General features: G+C 70.9%; 15 protein-coding genes and 1 riboswitch. Of the genes, 8 read left to right on the top strand and 7 right to left on the bottom strand.

Features of this window, described 5'->3' with window-relative positions; all coding sequences use genetic code 11:
* The first annotated feature begins 333 nt into the window (after positions 1–333).
* Both ACWCSD_RS28910 and mgrA read left to right on the top strand, forming a co-directional pair.
* Entirely contained in the window at positions 334–2,424 is a 2,091-nt protein-coding gene (locus ACWCSD_RS28910; RefSeq protein ID WP_449919471.1) for a S9 family peptidase, read from the top strand.
* Positions 2,421–3,419 carry an L-glyceraldehyde 3-phosphate reductase gene (gene mgrA / locus ACWCSD_RS28905; RefSeq protein WP_449919468.1) on the top strand — a complete coding sequence of 333 codons (999 nt, stop codon included), beginning with the start codon at positions 2,421–2,423 and terminating at the stop codon, positions 3,417–3,419. Before ACWCSD_RS28910 ends, mgrA begins: the two co-directional genes overlap by 4 nt.
* A gap of 41 nt (positions 3,420–3,460) precedes the next feature.
* On the opposite strand, the gene ACWCSD_RS28900 is transcribed toward mgrA, so the two are convergent.
* On the bottom strand, positions 3,461–5,836 hold the full coding sequence (locus ACWCSD_RS28900) for a lysylphosphatidylglycerol synthase transmembrane domain-containing protein (RefSeq protein WP_387681417.1): 2,376 nt from the start codon (positions 5,834–5,836) through the stop codon (positions 3,461–3,463).
* Positions 5,837–6,260: 424 nt separating this feature from the next.
* Here ACWCSD_RS28900 and ACWCSD_RS28895 point away from each other — a divergent pair, with 424 nt between their 5' ends.
* Positions 6,261–8,273, top strand: coding sequence for a molybdopterin-containing oxidoreductase family protein (locus tag ACWCSD_RS28895; RefSeq protein ID WP_449919465.1), 2,013 nt, complete (start codon positions 6,261–6,263; stop codon positions 8,271–8,273).
* Here the strand turns inward: ACWCSD_RS28895 and ACWCSD_RS28890 are convergent.
* A complete protein-coding gene (locus tag ACWCSD_RS28890; RefSeq protein WP_449919462.1) occupies positions 8,251–8,997 on the bottom strand; it encodes an alpha/beta hydrolase in 747 nt (248 codons plus the stop codon). The two genes, ACWCSD_RS28895 and ACWCSD_RS28890, sit on opposite strands and share 23 nt — an antisense overlap.
* A 93-nt stretch (positions 8,998–9,090) precedes the next feature.
* On the opposite strand from ACWCSD_RS28890, the gene ACWCSD_RS28885 reads away from it, so the two are divergent.
* The gene (locus ACWCSD_RS28885; RefSeq protein ID WP_397166672.1) at positions 9,091–9,642 is read left to right on the top strand and encodes a PadR family transcriptional regulator; all 552 of its coding nucleotides are present in this window, start codon (positions 9,091–9,093) and stop codon (positions 9,640–9,642) included.
* Here ACWCSD_RS28885 and ACWCSD_RS28880 read toward each other — a convergent pair.
* The gene (locus ACWCSD_RS28880) at positions 9,631–10,557 is read right to left on the bottom strand and encodes an N-acetyltransferase family protein (protein ID WP_449919459.1); all 927 of its coding nucleotides are present in this window, start codon (positions 10,555–10,557) and stop codon (positions 9,631–9,633) included. The two genes, ACWCSD_RS28885 and ACWCSD_RS28880, sit on opposite strands and share 12 nt — an antisense overlap.
* Positions 10,558–10,632: 75 nt before the next feature.
* On the opposite strand from ACWCSD_RS28880, the gene ACWCSD_RS28875 reads away from it, so the two are divergent.
* Positions 10,633–11,082: a hypothetical protein gene (locus ACWCSD_RS28875; protein WP_358302049.1), complete on the top strand. Its 450-nt coding sequence runs from the start codon at positions 10,633–10,635 to the stop codon at positions 11,080–11,082.
* Here the strand turns inward: ACWCSD_RS28875 and ACWCSD_RS28870 are convergent.
* From ACWCSD_RS28870 to ACWCSD_RS28855, 4 genes are all read right to left on the bottom strand, one after another.
* Positions 11,048–11,971 carry a zinc-binding dehydrogenase gene (locus ACWCSD_RS28870; RefSeq protein ID WP_397166670.1) on the bottom strand — a complete coding sequence of 308 codons (924 nt, stop codon included), beginning with the start codon at positions 11,969–11,971 and terminating at the stop codon, positions 11,048–11,050. The genes ACWCSD_RS28875 and ACWCSD_RS28870 overlap by 35 nt on opposite strands.
* Positions 11,972–11,995: 24 nt before the next feature.
* Entirely contained in the window at positions 11,996–12,379 is a 384-nt protein-coding gene (locus ACWCSD_RS28865) for a VOC family protein (RefSeq protein WP_449919455.1), read from the bottom strand.
* Positions 12,380–12,383: 4 nt separating this feature from the next.
* Entirely contained in the window at positions 12,384–12,704 is a 321-nt protein-coding gene (locus ACWCSD_RS28860; protein ID WP_397166668.1) for a DMT family transporter, read from the bottom strand.
* A 31-nt stretch (positions 12,705–12,735) separates the two neighbouring features.
* Positions 12,736–12,797, bottom strand: a riboswitch (guanidine-III (ykkC-III) riboswitch).
* Between the two features lie 23 nt (positions 12,798–12,820).
* Complete coding sequence (locus ACWCSD_RS28855; RefSeq protein WP_449919453.1) at positions 12,821–13,618, bottom strand: class I SAM-dependent methyltransferase; 798 nt, start codon at positions 13,616–13,618, stop codon at positions 12,821–12,823.
* A 103-nt stretch (positions 13,619–13,721) separates the two neighbouring features.
* On the opposite strand from ACWCSD_RS28855, the gene ACWCSD_RS28850 reads away from it, so the two are divergent.
* The 3 genes from ACWCSD_RS28850 (at position 13,722) to ACWCSD_RS28840 (ending at position 16,823) form a co-directional block, all read left to right on the top strand.
* On the top strand, positions 13,722–15,527 hold the full coding sequence (locus ACWCSD_RS28850; protein WP_449919450.1) for an acyl-CoA dehydrogenase: 1,806 nt from the start codon (positions 13,722–13,724) through the stop codon (positions 15,525–15,527).
* A gap of 61 nt (positions 15,528–15,588) precedes the next feature.
* Positions 15,589–16,527: an MBL fold metallo-hydrolase gene (locus ACWCSD_RS28845; protein WP_397166663.1), complete on the top strand. Its 939-nt coding sequence runs from the start codon at positions 15,589–15,591 to the stop codon at positions 16,525–16,527.
* A gap of 71 nt (positions 16,528–16,598) precedes the next feature.
* Positions 16,599–16,823, top strand: coding sequence for a hypothetical protein (locus ACWCSD_RS28840; protein WP_358302033.1), 225 nt, complete (start codon positions 16,599–16,601; stop codon positions 16,821–16,823).
* The last annotated feature ends 50 nt before the right edge of the window (positions 16,824–16,873 follow it).

Here is a 16,873-nt window from a genome sequence, read left to right as displayed (position 1 = left end):
TTTCGTTGTGTCTTAATTCTTTCAGCCGTTCAAGTCTCTGTCAAATTGACCGGACTTGCTCGACCTGCTGGAATTAAGTCGCGCCCCGCTTCCGGAACAACCCCTCTAACTTACCAGCCTGTCGCTCGGTTAGCGAACCGATCTTCAAACCCGCGAGCCAGAAGGGATTGCCGACGTTACGCGTCGCAACGCACCAAAGTCACCGGAGTGAAGGGAGTGGGTTGCGCCGCACCTCGTCGGCTTCTAAAGATTAGCAGCGCTCCCGACCACTCGGGACGCGTTCCGCAGCTCTCCCGGCCACAGAACGATCACGGCCGAACATAGACTCCCCCCGTGAGCAGCAACACGCCGCCAGTGGCGAAGAAGGTACCGACTGAGCGCATCCATCACGGCGACACGTTCATCGACGAGTACGCCTGGCTAAGCAACAAGGACGACCCGGACACAACGGCGTACCTGGAGGCAGAGAACGACTTTCTCAAAGAGCACACCGCGCATCTCGCCGAGCTCCAGGAGCAGGTCTTCCAGGAGATCAAGGGGCGCACGCAGGAGACCGACCTGTCGGTGCCGAGCCGCAAGGGGGCGTGGTGGTACTTCACGCGTACCGAGGAGGGCAAGCAGTACGCGGTGTCCTGCCGGGTGCCGGCCGACAGTGACGCGCCGCCGCAGATCACGCCGGGCGAGCGCCTTGAGCGCGAGCAGGTCGTGCTCGACGGCAACGAGCTCGCCGGCGACAGCGCGTTCTTCTCCGTCGGCACCAGCGCCGTCACGCCCGACGGGACGATGCTGGCCTACTCGACCGATTACAAGGGCGACGAGCGTTTCACGCTGAGGTTCAGGAACCTTGAGACGGGCGAGGTGCTGCCCGACGAGATCAAGGACATCTTCTACGGCGGCGCCTGGTCGGCCGACGGCTCGGCGTTCTTCTACACGCGGGTGGACGACGCCTGGCGTCCCTACCAGGTCTACCGGCACACCCTCGGCACGGAAGAGGACGTCCTGGTCTACGAGGAGACCGACGAGCGCTACTGGGTGGGCATCGGGCTGACCCGCAGCGAGCGGTACCTCGTGCTGGGCGCGGGCAGCAAGATCACCAGCGAGGTGCGCATCCTCGACGCCGCCGACCCCACCGGCGAGTTCCAGGTCGTCCGGCCCAGGAAGACCGGCGTGGAGTACGGCGTCGAGCACGCGGGCGACTTCTTCTACGTCCTGCACAACGAGAACGCCGAGAACTTCGAGCTGGCCACGGCCCCCATCGACGAGCCCGGCACCTGGACCCCGCTGATCGGGCACCGCGAGGACACCCGGCTGCTGGAGATCGACGCCTTCTCCGACCACGCCGTCGCGCACTTCCGCCGTGACGGCCTGACCGGCCTGCGGGTGCTGCCCTACAGCGTCGCGGGCGCGGACTGGCGGGAGCGGATCGAGGCCGCCGAGCGGAACGCGTACGAGATCGACTTCCCCGAGCCCCTGTACGACGTCGGCCCGGCGGGCAACCCCGAGTTCACGACGACGCGGCTGAGGCTGGCGTACACGAGCATGGTGACGCCGCCGAGCGTCTACGACTACGAGCTGGACTCGCACGAGCTGATCCTGCTCAAGCAGCGTCCGGTGCTGGGCGGCTACGACGCGGGCGACTACGAGCAGTTCCGGGAGTGGGCGACGGCCGAGGACGGCACGCGTGTGCCGATCTCGATCGTCAAGCGCAAGGACACCACGACGCCGGCCCCGACCCTGCTCTACGGCTACGGCAGCTACGAGACCTCGATCGACCCCGGGTTCTCGGTGCCCCGGCTGTCGCTGCTCGACCGCGGGTTCGTCTTCGCCGTCGCGCATGTCAGGGGCGGCGGCGAGATGGGCCGTCACTGGTACGAGGACGGCAAGCTGACCAGGAAGCGGAACACGTTCACCGACTTCGTGGCGGCGGCCCGGCATCTCAAGGCGGGCGGCTGGAGCGGGCGGATCGTCGCGCGCGGCGGCTCGGCGGGCGGGCTGCTGATGGGCGCGGTGACGAACCTGGCTCCCGAGGAGTTCGCGGGGGTGGTGGCCGAGGTCCCGTTCGTGGACGCGCTCAACACGATCCTCGACCCGTCGTTGCCGCTGACGGTGATCGAATGGGACGAGTGGGGCGACCCGCTGCACAACCCGGACGTCTACGCGTACATGAAGAGCTATTCGCCGTACGAGAACGTGGACGGCAGGGTGTACCCGCCGATTCTGGCGATCACCAGCCTGAACGACACGCGGGTGCTCTACCACGAGCCGGCCAAGTGGATCGCGCGGCTGCGGGCGACCGCGTCCGGCGGGCCGTTCCTGCTCAAGACGGAGATGGGCGCGGGGCACGGCGGGCGCAGCGGCCGGTACGACGCCTGGCGCGAGGAGGCGTTCGCGCTGTCCTGGATCATCGAGAGGGGGACGGCGTGAGCTTCGTGGCCGACGAGCGGCGTTACGAGCGTCAGCCGTACAACCGCAGCGGGCGCAGCGGGCTGCGGTTGCCGGCGGTGTCGCTGGGGTTGTGGCACAACTTCGGCGACGACCGGCCGATCGAGAACTCGCGGGCGGTGCTGCGGCGCGCGTTCGACCTCGGGGTGACGCATTTCGACCTGGCCAACAACTACGGGGTGCCGTACGGGTCGGCGGAGCGGAACTTCGGGCGCATCCTGCGGGAGGACTTCGCGGCGTACCGGGACGAGCTGGTCATCTCGACCAAGGCCGGGTACGACATGTGGCCGGGGCCGTACGGGGAGTGGGGGTCGCGCAAGTACGTGCTGGCCAGCCTCGACCAGTCGCTCGCCCGCATGGGCCTGGAGTACGTGGACGTGTTCTACAGCCACCGTCCGGACCCGGAGACGCCGCTGGAGGAGACGATGGGGGCGCTGGACCGGGCGGTGCGCTCGGGCAAGGCGCTGTACGCGGGCGTCTCCAACTACTCGGCCGAGCAGACCGCGCAGGCCGCGCGGATCATGCGCGAGCTGGGCACGCCGCTGCTCATCCACCAGCCGTCGTACTCGATGATCAACCGCTGGATCGAGGACGACGGGCTGCTCGACGTGCTGGAGGAGGCGGGCATGGGCTGCATCGTGTACTCGCCGCTGGCGCAGGGGCTGCTCACCGACCGCTACCTGGAGGGCGTGCCCGAGGGCTCGCGGGCGGCGACGAGCCGGTTCCTGAGCGCCGAGCAGATCGACCGGGACCTGGCCCGCGACCTCAACGAGATCGCCAGGGGCCGGGGTCAGACGCTGGCCCAGATGGCGCTGTCGTGGACGCTGCGCGACCCGCGGGTGACGAGCGTGCTGATCGGGGCGAGCAGCGTCCGGCAGCTGGAGGACAACGTGGCGTGCGTGGACGGCCCGGTGTTCACCGAGAGCGAGCTGGCGGCGATCGACAAGATCACCGAGGCGGTCACGTCGGCCCGCTGATCACCCGCGGCGCACGGGGTCCTGTGCCGCCCGAGGGCGGTTCACAGGGCCTCATGCCGCTGGAGGTAGGTGAAGGCGGCCCAGCCCGGCAGCACCGGCAGCCAGAACGTGAGCAGCCGGTGCAGCAGCACGGCCGAGGCCGCCAGGTCCCATTCGAGGCCGGCCGCGACCAGGCCGAGAGTGAGCGCGTACTCGACGGCGCCGAGGCCGCCCGGCGTGGGGGCGGCCGAGCCGATGGCGTTGGCCGTGAGGTAGACGACGGCGACGGCGGTGAAGCTCAGCTGACCGCCGAACGCCGCGACGCAGGCGTCGAGGCAGGCCACGAAGGCGATCGTGATCATGAGCGTGCCGAAGGCGGCCTCGATCATCTTGGCCGGCGACTGGAGCACGTCGAGCAGGCGGGGCAGCACGTTCGAGAACAGCCTGCGCATCCGCACGGTCACCATCCTGCGCAGCGGCGGCACGCCGAGCACCACCGCGACCAGCAGCGCGATGGCGAGCATCGCCACGACCAGGCCGCGCGAGGGGGTGAAGGAGGTGGCGGCGTCGGAGCCGGTGATGTAGGCGAACAGCAGCAGCAGGGCGATGTGGAAGACCAGCATGATGAGCTGCGAGGCGCCCACGCTGGCCACCGCGAGCGCCGGCGCGATGCCGCGCTTCTGCAGGTAGCGGGTGTTGATCGCGACGCCGCCGACCGCGGCGGGCGCGACCAGCTTGACGAACGACGACGCGAACTGCACCAGGACGGTACGCCACAGCGGCAGGCGTTCCGGGACGAACCCGCGCAGCATGAGGGCGGCGGCGACGAAGCTGGTGAACGAGGCGATCAGCGCCAGGCCGGACCACCCCCAGTTGGCCGTGGTCACCACCTTGTAGAGGTCGACCTTGCTGAGCTGGGACAGCACGACGTAGGCGGCGACCGTGCTGGCGATGATCGTGATCAGGGTGCGCGGGCGGAAGCGCTCCAGGCGTACCTCTTCGACCTTGCCCTGGGGCTTGAGGGCGACGATGTGGTCGCGCAGGCTCGTGAGCACGTTCTTGGCCTTGGACAGGGCCGAACGGGTCTCCCTGGTCAGGGCGATGCGCTGGAGCAGCGGCATGGCGGCGGCGAGGGCGTCGGGGCCCATCACGGCGGCGGCGGCCCGGACCGAGCGCTCGGCGCCGACGCGCAGCGCCAGGTAGGTGAGGAGCTGGGCGATGTCGAGCCGGAGCAGCAGGTCGCCGGCGGCGATCTCGCCGCTGCGGGCGTCGGTCAGCACGACCCGGCCGGCGCGGTCGAGGTGGATGCTGTCGCCGGTGAGCCGCCGGTGTGCCAGCCGCTGGATCTGCAGCAGCTCGACCTGCTCCCAGATCTGGGCGAGCAGGGCGTCGTCGATCTCGGCGTCGGGCACCTCGTCGAGCGGGCGGGTCTCGATGTGCTCGTAGGCGAGCAGGGCGGCCTCGGTGCCGATCTCGCTGGTGCCGAGCAGGCGCGGCGTGCTGGCGCCGGCGGCCTGGGCCGCGTACGCCATCAGGGCCTCGCGTTCCAGCTCGGCCCGGAGCGAGCGGATGGCCCGGCGCCTGGTCTCGGAGTTGAGCCTGATGCGCCGCCACAGCCGGTACGGCAGCCCGGCCACCTGGCGGTCGCGGTCGAGGACGGTGACGTCGAGGCTGGTGCCGTCCTTGAGGCCGATGGCGTAGCGGCGGCTGCCCTGGTGGTCGTCCTCGATGCGGCGGGCGGAGACGGGTGAGAAGGACAGCTTGCGCAGCGCGGCGACCACGGCGCTGCCGGGCGGGCGGGTGTTGGGGCTGCCGACGCCGTAGAGGGTGGCGTAGCCGATGGCCATGCCGACCAGGACGGTCACGATGGCGCTGGGCAGGGTGATCTGCCTGCCGGAGAAGTAGGTGAGGATGTAGAGGGCGATCGAGGTCCACATGAGCATGCGCCACGTGGGGCGGCGGGCGATGCGCACCGCGGTGGTGTAGGCGATCACCGAGGTGAGCAGCGTGTTCAGCGGCTCGATCGCGCGGTCGCCGGTGAGCAGGATGCGCAGGTCGGTCAGGCTGCTGGCCTCGATCCACTGGCCGAGCAGGAACGACCCGGCCATGCCGATGATGGCCGCGATCAGCCCTTCCGCGACGCGCAGGCCGTCGCGGTGGAAGACCCGCTCGACGGCGAACGCGGCGGGCACGATCAGCACGGCCGCGCTGCCGATGAAGGCCGCGACCCGGCTGAGCAGCGGGACCATCTCGGCGCCGACCTTGACGTCCTGCTCCAAGCCGTTGAGCGTCTGCTTGGCGACGAGGGCGAGCAGGATCACCGCCGCGAGCACCGCCAGCGTCGCGAAGAAGCGCAGCAGGTCGGACGGCCGCCGCAGCCGCTGGGGAAGGAGCGGCTCGACTACGTAGACGCCGCCGTCGGCGCGTGGCTCGGACACGGCTGGATCCCCCTCCGCGAGGTCCTCCGTGTCATCGTCTCGTTCCCTGATTTCGGCCACCGACAGTGATTCTGCACCTTCCCGGCCGGACCGTACGATCTCTGTTCTCCAGTGTCCTCGTTCGCCGCTCCGGCGCGCGCACCGGGTGAGGACCCGACCGGCATTGACCTGCCCGCGCGTCCGGCATGTTCACTCCCGCGATGCCGGTGCCGGCCTCGTCGCCCCCGACGCCCGGCGCCCACGGGTGGAACCGCGCGGCCGGGCGGCCCGGTCACGACGCGTCGGCCGAGAACGCCGCGGCCAGGCTGCGCGAGGCAGGGTACACGGTGGAACTCCAACCGTTCACCTTTGACTTCTTTCACGAGGTCGGCTCGGCGGTGTCGCGGGGACGGCGGGCGCGGGCCTCTCGACGTAGGCTGTGCGCATGTCGGGTGATTTGAGGGTTTTGGGGGCATGTCCGCTTGACTGCCCGGACACCTGCTCCTGGGTCGTGACCGTACGGGACGGGCAGGCCGTCAAGATGCGCGGCAACCCCGACCACCCCTACACCCGCGGCGCGCTGTGCGTGAAGGTCAACCGGTACCTGGAGCACACGCAGGCGGACGACCGCATCCTGTACCCGATGCGGCGCACCGGGCCGAAGGGGTCGGGGCAGTTCGAGCGCATCACCTGGGACGAGGCGCTCGACGAGATCTCGACCCGGCTGCGCGCCATCGTGGACGAGCACGGCGGCGAGGCGATCTGGCCCTACCTCGGCACCGGCTCGCTGGGTTACCTCCAGGGCTGCGAGGGCGTGGCGGGCCGCCGGTTCTGGAACGTGCTGGGGGCGTCCAAGCACTGGCTGAACATCTGCTCGGCGGCCGGCAGCAGCGGGCTGATGAAGGCCAACGGCACCGCCGGCGGCATGGACCCGGAGAACTTCGCCCAGGCCAGGCTGATCCTGCTCTGGGGCACGAACACGCTGACCAGCGGCCACCACCTGTGGAAGTTCATCCAGGACGCCCGCGCGGACGGCGCGCACGTGGTCGCCATCGACCCCATCCGCACCAGGACCGCCGACCAGGCCGACCAGCACCTGGCGATCAGGCCGGGCACGGACGCCGCGCTCGCGCTCGGGCTGCTCAACGTCGTGCTCGCGGAGAACGCCCAGGACGAGGAGTTCCTGGCCGAGCACACCGAGGGCTGGGCGAACTTCCGCAAGGAGATCCTGGAGTACCCGGTGGAGCGGGTGGCGGAGATCACCGGCATCCCGGCCGAGGACGTCCACGGCCTGGGGCTGCGTCTGGCCCACACCCGGCCGACCGCGATCCGCGCCACCATGGGCATCCAGCGGCACGCCGGCGGCGGCGCCGCGATGCGCACGATCGCCGCGATCCCCGGCGTGACCGGCGACTGGCGGCATCCGGGCGGCGGCGTGGCGTACTCGACGAGCGGCCACGTGCGCGTGACCGTCGACACCCGCGACGACCTGCTGGCCAAGCCGGTGCGCACGCTGGTCATGACCAAGCTCGGCTCCCAGCTCGACGACGTCAAATGTCTGTGGGTGTACGCCGCCAACCCGCTCGGCTCGACCCCCGACGCCAACGCGATCAGGCGGCAGCTCGCCCGCGAGGACCTGTTCACGGTCGTCATGGAGCAGTTCCCGACCGACACCGTGGACTACGCCGACATCGTGCTGCCCGCGACCATGCAGACCGAGCACATGGACCTGCACGCCGGCTACGGCCACATGTACCTGCTGTGGAACGAGCCCGCCGTGCCGCCGCCGGGCGAGTGCCTGTCCACGACCGAGACCTTCCGCCGGCTGGCCGCGCACATGGGGCTGACCGAGCCGTCCCTGTACGACTCCGACCTGGAGCTGGCCGAGTCGCTGCTGTCGGGCGGGCACCCGTCGCTCGAAGGCGTCACGCTGGACCGGCTGCGCAAGGAGGGGTGGGTGCGGATGAACTATCCCAAGCCGTTCGCGCCGTTCGCCGAGGGCTTTCCGACGCCTTCCGGGCGGCTGCGCTTCCCGCCCGCGGGGAAGGCGTACGTGCCCTCGCACACGGCGGTCGCCGACCGGTCGGCGTACCCGCTGACGCTGGTCACGCCGGCCTCGCACACGTTCCTGAACACGATCTTCGCCAACAATCCGGAGCTGCGGCGACGGGCCAAGGGGCCGGCCGTGCTGGTCAACCCGGCCGACGCGGCGGCCCGGGGGCTGGTGGCCGGGCAGCGCGTACGGGTGCACAACGACGGCGGCGAGTTCCTGGCCGACGTGGAGATCAGCGACCGGGTCGCGTCCGGCGTGGTGGCCTCGCCCAAGGGCCGGTGGCCGAAGCTGACCCCGGGCGGCGCGAACGCCAACGCGGTCGTGGCCGAGCGGGACGGCGACATGGGCCGGGGCCCGGCCTTCCACGACAACCTGGTCGAGATCAGCCCTTGTGCCGGTCCATGAACGCCACGACCGCGTCGAGCACCTTGGCGGAGTAGGGGCTGCCGAACAGGGCCGAGGCGTGCAGCGACTCGCCGGGGATGACCAGCACCTGGTTGTCCGGGGACCTGGTCGCGGCGGCCTCGGCCGCGCGCATCGATTCGGCGCCGCCGTAGGAGTCGTGCTCGGAGCCGATCTGCAGCAGCGGCACGGTGAGCGCGGCGGCGTCGCCCTTGTCGATCTCGCCCGACAGGGCGACGACGCCGGCCACCTTTGCGCCCAGCCGCTCGGCCGCCGGGACCGAGGCCGTGGCGCCGATCGAGCCGCCGACCAGGAACAGCCGCTCGACGCCCTTCTCCTTGGCCAGGCGCTTGCCCATGGCGACCGCGCCGTCCTCGGGGAGGAGACCGGCGTCCCTGGCGTACAGCAGGACGCGGTAGCCGGCGGCGACCAGGCGGTCCGACAGCGGGCGCCAGGAGCACACGGTGCCGCGGCGCTCGTAACTGATCACCACGCCCACCGGGCCGTCGCCGGCGATCACGCCGGGCAGGCCGCGGACGTGGGTGAAGATCTTGCCGTCCTGCTCGGTGAAGCAGCCCGAGACGTTGGGGCCGGTGGGCGGCGCGCTCCGGGTGGGGGTTGTCTCGCCGGCAGGGGCGGGGGACTCGGCGGCCGTCGTGCGGACGGCGGTGGTGCCGGTGCCGACCGTGCCCCCGCAGCCGGTCAGCCCCATGGTGAGGAGTGCCATCCATCCGACGATCTTTCGCATGGCCGCCGCGCCCTTCTCCTGACTATGTCTGAACTGACATAGTGCCGCAAGCACCATATCCTTGGACCCACCATGACCTCAACGCTCGGATACGCGATCCTGGCCGTGCTGGCGCGCGGTGATCGCACCGGTTACGACCTCGCGGCGGCCATGCGGCGCCCGGTCGGCTACTTCTGGACGGCCGGCCACAGCCAGATCCACGCCGAGCTGCAGAAACTGCGGACGGCCGGGCTGGTCGGGTTCGAGAGCGCGCACGGGCCCGGCCCGCAGGCCAAGAAGGTCTACCACCTGACCGCCGAGGGCCTGGCGGCGCTGCGGGCATGGGTCACCGAGCCGCCGCGCGAGCGGCCGGAGCGCGACGAGCTGGTGCTGAAGACGTACGCGGCGTGGCTGGCCGAGCCGGAGCTGCTGCGGCGGCTGTTCGCCGGCCAGCTCGCCGCGCATGAGGAGCGGCTGGCCGACTACGAGCGGCAGGAGGCGTCGTTCGGCGGGCGGCCGGCCTTCGGCGACCCCGGGTTCGGCGGCTACGCGACGCTGCGCTGCGGGCTGAGCTACGAGCGGCACCGGGCCGAGTGGTGCCGCTGGATGCTGACCCAGCTCGCCGACGGCGAATCAGCCGAGTGAGAGCTTGTAGCCCTCGTGGGAGGCGGTGAAGCCGAGCGCGTCGTAGAAGCGGTGGGCGTCGGTACGCGACTTGTCGGAGGTGAGCTGGACGACCGCGCACCCCCTGGCCCGCGCCCGGTCGACGGCCCACTGGATCATCTTGCCGCCGAGCCCCTGGCCGCGCGTCGAGGCGGCCACCCTGACGCCCTCGATCTGGCACCGCTCGGAGCCCAGCCGCGACAGCCCGGCCAGGTACGTGAGCTGCATCGTGCCGACCACCTCGCCCTCCCGCTCGGCCACGATGAGCTCGTCGTGCGGGTTGGCCTCGATGCGGTCGAAGGCCATCAGGTAGCGGGTGTCGTCGGGGGCTCCCTCGCGGGCGGCGCCGAGCGGGTCGTCGGCCAGCAGCCGAACGATGGCCGGGACGTCCTCCTTGCGCGCCTGGCGGAACAGCAGGGACAGCGCGTAGTGGGACTCCATCAGGGACGGGTTGGAGGGCAGGGCCATGACCTTGCCGCTGGGCACGAAGCCCTTGGCCGCGTAGAGCGCGCGGGCGGCGTGGTTGCCGTCGACGGCCCAGAGCTGCACCTGCTCGGCCCCGGCCGAACGGGCCCACTCCACGGACCGGTCGACCAGCCGGGAGGCGAGCCCGCGTCCCCTGGCCTCGGGGGCGACCCACATGGACAGCAGGTGGGCGCCGGACTCCTCCAGGAGCATGCACACCAGGCCGACGTCGCCCAGGCCGTCGTCCTCGGCCACCCACCAGCGCGAGTGCGGGTTCTTCAGCCGATCGGCCCAGTCGTCGGCGGAGAACGCGACCTCGCGCGCGTAGGAGGAGCCGAACGCGTCCGGTGACTCCTGGAGCGCCCGCAGCCGGACGTCCTTCAGTCGTTCCCCTTCGTCCGGCCCCAACTGCACAATGGCGATTTCCGTCATATGGGAATCATGTCAGGGACAGGTCAGGGTCCGTCCCCGATGCCTCATGGGGGCCCGCGGCGGCACCATGAGGACATGAACGAAATCAGTAGACGCGATGAGGTCTCACTGTCCGCGGCGGCCCTGCGGGGCGCCCCTTGGAAGACCGCCGCCATCGGCGGCGTCGTGGTGTCGGCCGCCAGCTTCGGGATGGGCCTGGTCACCGGCGGCGGTGACCTGGTCTGGGCCCTGGGCCTCGGCATCAGCCTGTTCGCGCTGATCGCCGCGATCGGCGCGGTCGCCAAGCCGCACGAGGGCGACCGCGTCACCCGCCAGGCCCGGCTCTGGTCGCTGCGGCACCCGTGGAAGTTCGCGCTCCTGCCCGCCGCGATCACGGCGGTGCTCGACTACCCGGTGCAGCTCGTGCTCGACGACGAGGGCGTGTTCGGCTCGGCCGTGCAGGCGATGTGGCACGGCGCGCTGGTCTACCTGATCGCCGCGATCCTGACCCTCACGATGAAGGGACGAGCACGATCTTCCCAGTGACCCGCCGCTCCAGCAGGTCGTCCATGGCCCGGCCCGCCTCCGCCAGCGGCCTGACCTCCGGCGCCGCCGGGACGATGCCCGGCATCGCCAGCAGACCTTCGAGCATGGCCCGGTTCTCCACGGCGTGGCCCATGGACCACGCGCCCCAGTCGACGCCCACCACGGCCCGGTTACGCAGCAGCACCTGGTTGGCCGGCAGCTTCGCGATTCCGCCCGAGGCGAATCCGACGACCAGGAGCCGCCCGCCCTCGCGCAACCCGCGAAGGGCCTGCTCGGACAGCTCGCCGCCGACCGGGTCGACGGCCACGTCCACGGCCCACGCCCTGGCCGCTTCCTTCAGCCCGTCGTAGCCGATCACGTCGTCGGCTCCCGCCCGCCGGGCGCGCTCCCTCTTCTCGCCGGTGGACGCCGCCGCCAGCACGACGGCGCCGAGCGCCTTGGCGACCTGGACCACGGCCAGCCCCACACCGCCGCCCGCCCCGAGCACGAGCACCCGCTCGCCGGGCAGCAGCCGGCCGCGCTCGCTGAGCGCGTACATGGCGGTGCAGTAGCTCTGCGGGAACGCCGCCGCCGCGAGCACGTCGAAACCCTCGGGCAGCGGTACGGCCTGCGCCCTGTGCACCAGCACCCGCGTGGCGAAGCCGCCCAACCCGGTGATCGCCACGACCCTGCCGCCGTCGGGCAACCGCCCGGCCACCTCGTAGCCGGGGGTGAAGGGCAGCGGCGGCCTGATCTGGTAGCCGCCGCGCACCATCAGCCCGTCCACGAAGTTGACGCCGGCCGCCTCGACCTCGACGACCACCTGGTCGGGACCGGGGACGGGATCGGGCAGCTCGGCCAGCCGGACCGGCTTGCCGTATTCGGTGCAGACGACGGCCCTCACGCTCATGGGGCCAGCTTCACCGACAGAACATCATTCCGGCAAGGCCTTCTCCGCCTCGCTCCGGCACACGCAGAACTCGTTCCCCTCGGGGTCGAGCATGGTCACCCAGCCCGTGCCGTCGGGCCTGCGCTGGTCCTGGAAGACGGTCGCGCCGAGGCCGAGCAGCCGCTCGACCTCCTCGTCACGCGTACGGCCCTCGGTGCCGTTGACGTCGAAATGCACCCGGTTCTTGCCGATCTTGCCCTCGGGCACGCGGATGAACAGCAGGAACGGGTCCTGCGGCGTGCGCAGCATCACCTCGTCGGCTCCCGGCTTGTCGCCCTCGGCCAGCGGCCACCCGGTGGCCTGGCTCCACCAGCTCGCGATCTCGTAGGGGTCGGTGGCGTCAACGGTGATGGCATGGATCTCAATCATCGCACTAGTGTCCACCAGCCAGATTGAGCCCCACGACACCGGCCAGGATGAGCGCGATCGAGGCCAGGCGCAGCGGCGAGACGTTGTCGCCCATGGCGACCATGCCGAGGATCGCGGTGCCGACGGCCCCGATGCCGGTCCACACTGCGTACGCGGTGCCGACCTCCAGGGACTTGAGCGCGTAGGCGAGCAGGCCGAAGCTGAGGGCGGCCGTGGCCAGGAAGGACAGGGTCCACCACAGGTTGCTGAGGCCGTTGCTGAGCTTGAGCGACAGTGCCATGACCACCTCGAACAGGCCGGCCAGCACAAGCAGAATCCACGCCATTTCCCACTCCTGACGACGAGACGTACGGGTACGTGCGTCGTCTTGGCGTTTCCGGGTACGGCGCGTCTCGTCCGGGAGCGGTCAGCTCAATGCTTACAACGGCTCAGCGAAACGGATCATTCCCACCAGACGGTGACCCACCGGTCACGCGGCACCGGCCACATGCCCAGCTCGACGGCGGTCTCGGCCACCTCCTCCACCCTGGACGGGTCGAGGCACACCCGGCGGCAGGCGCTCTCGGCCAGCTCCTCGACGGTCGTGAAACGTTCCAGGGGCGCCTCCCGCTCCTCCACGCGCACGGGGAAGCCCAGCGCCGCGGCCAGGGCCACGCAGTCTTCCGCGATGGGCCGGACCGGGCGGTCGACGCCGTGGAAGTGCTGCCAGAGCGGCGTCATCCAGCTCATGGGATGGCGGTGGGGCAGTTCGAGCACCACCCGGCCGCGGGTGCGGCGGTCGAGCGCCTGGAGGAACTCCGCCAGGTCGGGCACGTTGTAGACCACGTGCGCGGCGACGGACACGTCCACCACGGGCACCTGGTCGGCCACGTCCGGCCAGCGCCCCTCGACGGTGGTGGCGGGCACGCCGAGGTCCATCGCGCGGACCTTCAGGCCCTCCAGCATGGGCGCGGACGTGTCGACCGCGTAGAGGTGGCCGATGCGCTCGCGCAGCGGCAGCGACGCGGCGCCGGGGCCCGAGCCGACGTCGAGCAGCGTGCCCTTGTCGGGCAGCGCCTCGGCGAGCCGGGTCATGGTCGGGCCGTCGTCGGGCTCGGCCAGCGCCCGGTCGGTCCGCGTGGCGAACCGGGCCGGCGAGTGGCTCCACGGATCGGCCGGAGCCTTGGCCAGGATCTCCTCGGGGATGGCCCAGGAATCCAGTCGCTCCCGCCATCTTGTGGCGAGTTCTTCGGCGTCCATGGAGTCGAGCATGCCACGCATGGGCGGGGTTACCCGCGGGTAGCATTGCAGGTAAGGTTACTGGCCAGTACATGAAGACCTCGGTTCAAGGAGATCTGCACCCATGGGCCACTACAAGAGCAACGTGCGTGACCTGGAATTCAACCTCTTCGAGGTGTTCGGTCGACGCGAGATCCTCGGCACCGGGCCCTTCGGCGAAGTGGACGAGGACGTCGCGCGGAGCATCCTGGACGAGGTCAACAGGCTGGCGACCGGCGTGCTCGCCGACTCCTTCGAGGAGGGCGACCGCACCCCGCCGGTGTTCGACCCCGCGACGAGCACGGTGACCGTCCCGGCCGGCGTCAAGAAGTCGTTCAAGGCGCTGGTGGACGGCGGCTGGGCGCACCTCGACCTGCCCGCCGAGCTGGGCGGCCCCGGCATCCCGCGCAGCCTCGCCTGGGCGACGGCCGAGATGGTGCTCGGCTCCAACCCGGCCCTGTACATGTACGCCGCCGGCCCCAACTTCGCCTACACCCTGTGGAAGCTGGGCACGCCGGAGCAGAAGCGCTTCGCCGAGCTGGCCATCGAGAAGAACTGGGGCGCCACCATGGTGCTCACCGAGCCGGACGCGGGCTCGGACGTCGGCGCCGGCCGGGCCAGGGCGGTCCAGCAGCCCGACGGCACCTGGCACATCGAGGGCGTCAAGCGCTTCATCACCAGCGCCGAGCACGACATGGCCGACAACATCTTCCATCTGGTCCTGGCCCGTCCCGAGGGCCACGGTCCGGGCACCAAGGGCCTGTCGATGTTCCTGGTGCCCAAGTTCCACGTGGACCTGGAGACCGGCGAGCTGGGCGAGCGCAACGGCGCCTACGTCACCAACGTCGAGAAGAAGATGGGCCTGAAGGTCTCCACGACCTGCGAGCTCACCTTCGGCGACAAGCACCCGGCGATCGGCTGGCTGGTCGGCGACGTGCACGAGGGCATCAAGCAGATGTTCATGGTGATCGAGCACGCCCGCATGATGGTCGGCACCAAGGCCATCGCCACGCTCTCCACCGGCTACCTGAACGCCCTCGACTACGCCAAGTCCCGCTACCAGGGCGCGGACCTGACCAAGATGGCCGACAAGTCCGCCCCCCGGGTGACCATCACCCACCACCCGGACGTGCGCCGCGAGCTGATGCTGCAGAAGGCGTACGCCGAGGGCATGCGCGCCCTGGTCCTCTACACGGCCACCTTCCAGGACGCCCTCCTGATCGACCCGGCGGACCGGCACGCGGAGGCCATGAACGACCTGCTGCTGCCCCTGGTCAAGGGCGTCGGCTCCGAGCGCTCGTACGAGCTGCTGGCCCGCTCGCTGCAGACCCTGGGCGGCTCGGGCTACCTGCAGGACTACCCGATCGAGCAGTACATCCGCGACGCCAAGATCGACTCCCTGTACGAGGGCACCACCGCGATCCAGGGCCTCGACCTGTTCTTCCGGAAGATCCTGCGCAACCAGGGCGCCGCGGTCGGCGCGCTGCTCGCCGAGATCAACGAGTTCGCCGCCTCCGAGGCGGGCAACGGCCGGCTCAAGGAGGAGCGCAAGCTGCTCGCCGAGGCCGCCGCCGAGGTCAAGGTCATGGGCGACACCATGGCCGGCTGGGCGCTCGGCTCGCTGGAGAAGCCGGCGGAGGTCTACAAGGTCGGCCTGAACAGCACCCGGTTCCTGCTCTCGCTGGGCGACCTGGTGATCGGCTGGCTGCTGCTGCGCCAGGCCGAGGTGGCCCTGGCCCGGCTGGCGGAGTCGGAGGACCCGTTCTACCAGGGCAAGGTGGCCGCGGCGTCGTTCTTCGCCACGACCGTGCTGCCCAGGCTGACGGCCGAGCGGCGCGTCCTCGCCGCCACCGGCCAGGACCTCATGGAGCTTCCCGAAGAGGCCTTCTGAGCCACCGCTGGTGACGCCCGCCTCCCGTCCGGGGGGCGGGCGTCGCTGTTAGGTTCCGGGCATGAGCTCTTCACCTCATGACCACCCCCTGCCCCCGCCGCGCGTCGAAGAGGTCTCCGAGGGCGTCTACGCCTACGTCCAGCCCGACGGGAGCTGGTGGATCAACAACACCGGCTTCCTGGCCGGGCGGCGCGGCGTGATCTGCGTGGACGCCTGCTCGACCGAGCGCCGCACCCGCGACCTGCGGGCGGCCGTCGGCAAGGTCAGCAGCGGGCCGATCACCACGCTGGTCAACACCCACCACCACGGCGACCACACCTTCGGCAACTGGCTGTTCCCCGAGGCCACGATCGTCGGGCACGAGGGCGTACGCGCCCAGATCCTGGCCGACGGGGTCCCGGCGTACCGGGGGGCCTGGTCGCCGGAGGTGGTGTGGGGGGCGATGGAGGTCGCGCCGCCGTTCCTGACGTACACCGAGGGGGTCACCCTCCACTCCGACGACCTGCGCTGCGAGGTGCGGCACGTCGGGCCGGCCGCGCACACGACCAACGACTCGATCGTGTGGATCCCGGAGCGGCGGGTGCTGTTCTCCGGCGACCTGGTCTTCAACGGCGGCACGCCGTTCGTCCTGATGGGCTCGGTGGCCGGGACGATCGCCGCCCTGGACACGCTCAGGGCGCTGGGCGCGCAGACGATCGTCCCCGGACACGGCGAGGTGTGCGGGCCCGAGGTCTACGACCGGGTCGAGGGCTACCTGCGGTTCGTCCAGGAGACCGCCCGGCGGGGCCACGCGGCGGGCCGGACGCCCCTGGAGGCGGCGCGGGAGACCGACCTCGGCGAGTGGGGCGCGCTGCTCGACCCCGAACGGATCGTGGGCAATCTCCACCGCGCCTACGCCGAGCTGGACGGCCGCCCGCCGGGCGCGCCGATCGACGTCGGCGCGGCCGTCCAGGACATGATCGCCTACAACGGCGGGCGGCCACTGTCCTGTCTCGCCTGACGCGGCGGGGGTGTGATCACCGATACCCGGGTATGACCGTGGGCACATCTCGCCTTTGCCTGGAGGTCGTCATGGGTGTCGGGGTCAGCATCTTCTTCCTCACGCTCGGCGCCATCCTGCGGTTCGCCATCGAACCCGACGTGTTCGGCCAGAGCGTGCACATGGACATCGTCGGCGTCATCTTCATGATCGTCGGAGGCGTGGGCGTCGTGCTCAGCATCGTGCTCGCGCCCCGGCGCGGGCGCACCTCCGAGGACCGGCTGATGCACCGCGAGAACCACCCGCCCGAGCTCTAGAGGCTGAGCTGCACGGCGGCGCGCGTCGCCAGGATCGGCTTGATGTACTC

It is taken from the genome of Nonomuraea sp. NPDC001684 (genome assembly GCF_053596515.1).
Note: the sequence above shows the minus strand (reverse complement) of the source record. Positions and strands in the feature narration are given on the sequence as shown.

Excerpts from the sequence above, each read along its gene's own strand:
- ACWCSD_RS28895 (WP_449919465.1), top strand. The coding sequence starts at position 6,261 with ATGTCGGGTGATTTGAGGGTTTTGGGGGCATGTCCGCTTGACTGCCCG.
- ACWCSD_RS28890 (WP_449919462.1), bottom strand. The coding sequence starts at position 8,997 with ATGGCACTCCTCACCATGGGGCTGACCGGCTGCGGGGGCACGGTCGGC.
- ACWCSD_RS28885 (WP_397166672.1), top strand. The coding sequence starts at position 9,091 with ATGACCTCAACGCTCGGATACGCGATCCTGGCCGTGCTGGCGCGCGGT.
- ACWCSD_RS28880 (WP_449919459.1), bottom strand. The coding sequence starts at position 10,557 with ATGACGGAAATCGCCATTGTGCAGTTGGGGCCGGACGAAGGGGAACGA.
- ACWCSD_RS28875 (WP_358302049.1), top strand. The coding sequence starts at position 10,633 with ATGAACGAAATCAGTAGACGCGATGAGGTCTCACTGTCCGCGGCGGCC.
- ACWCSD_RS28870 (WP_397166670.1), bottom strand. The coding sequence starts at position 11,971 with ATGAGCGTGAGGGCCGTCGTCTGCACCGAATACGGCAAGCCGGTCCGG.
- ACWCSD_RS28865 (WP_449919455.1), bottom strand. The coding sequence starts at position 12,379 with ATGATTGAGATCCATGCCATCACCGTTGACGCCACCGACCCCTACGAG.
- ACWCSD_RS28860 (WP_397166668.1), bottom strand. The coding sequence starts at position 12,704 with ATGGCGTGGATTCTGCTTGTGCTGGCCGGCCTGTTCGAGGTGGTCATG.
- ACWCSD_RS28855 (WP_449919453.1), bottom strand. The coding sequence starts at position 13,618 with ATGGACGCCGAAGAACTCGCCACAAGATGGCGGGAGCGACTGGATTCC.
- ACWCSD_RS28850 (WP_449919450.1), top strand. The coding sequence starts at position 13,722 with ATGGGCCACTACAAGAGCAACGTGCGTGACCTGGAATTCAACCTCTTC.
- ACWCSD_RS28845 (WP_397166663.1), top strand. The coding sequence starts at position 15,589 with ATGAGCTCTTCACCTCATGACCACCCCCTGCCCCCGCCGCGCGTCGAA.
- ACWCSD_RS28840 (WP_358302033.1), top strand. The coding sequence starts at position 16,599 with ATGGGTGTCGGGGTCAGCATCTTCTTCCTCACGCTCGGCGCCATCCTG.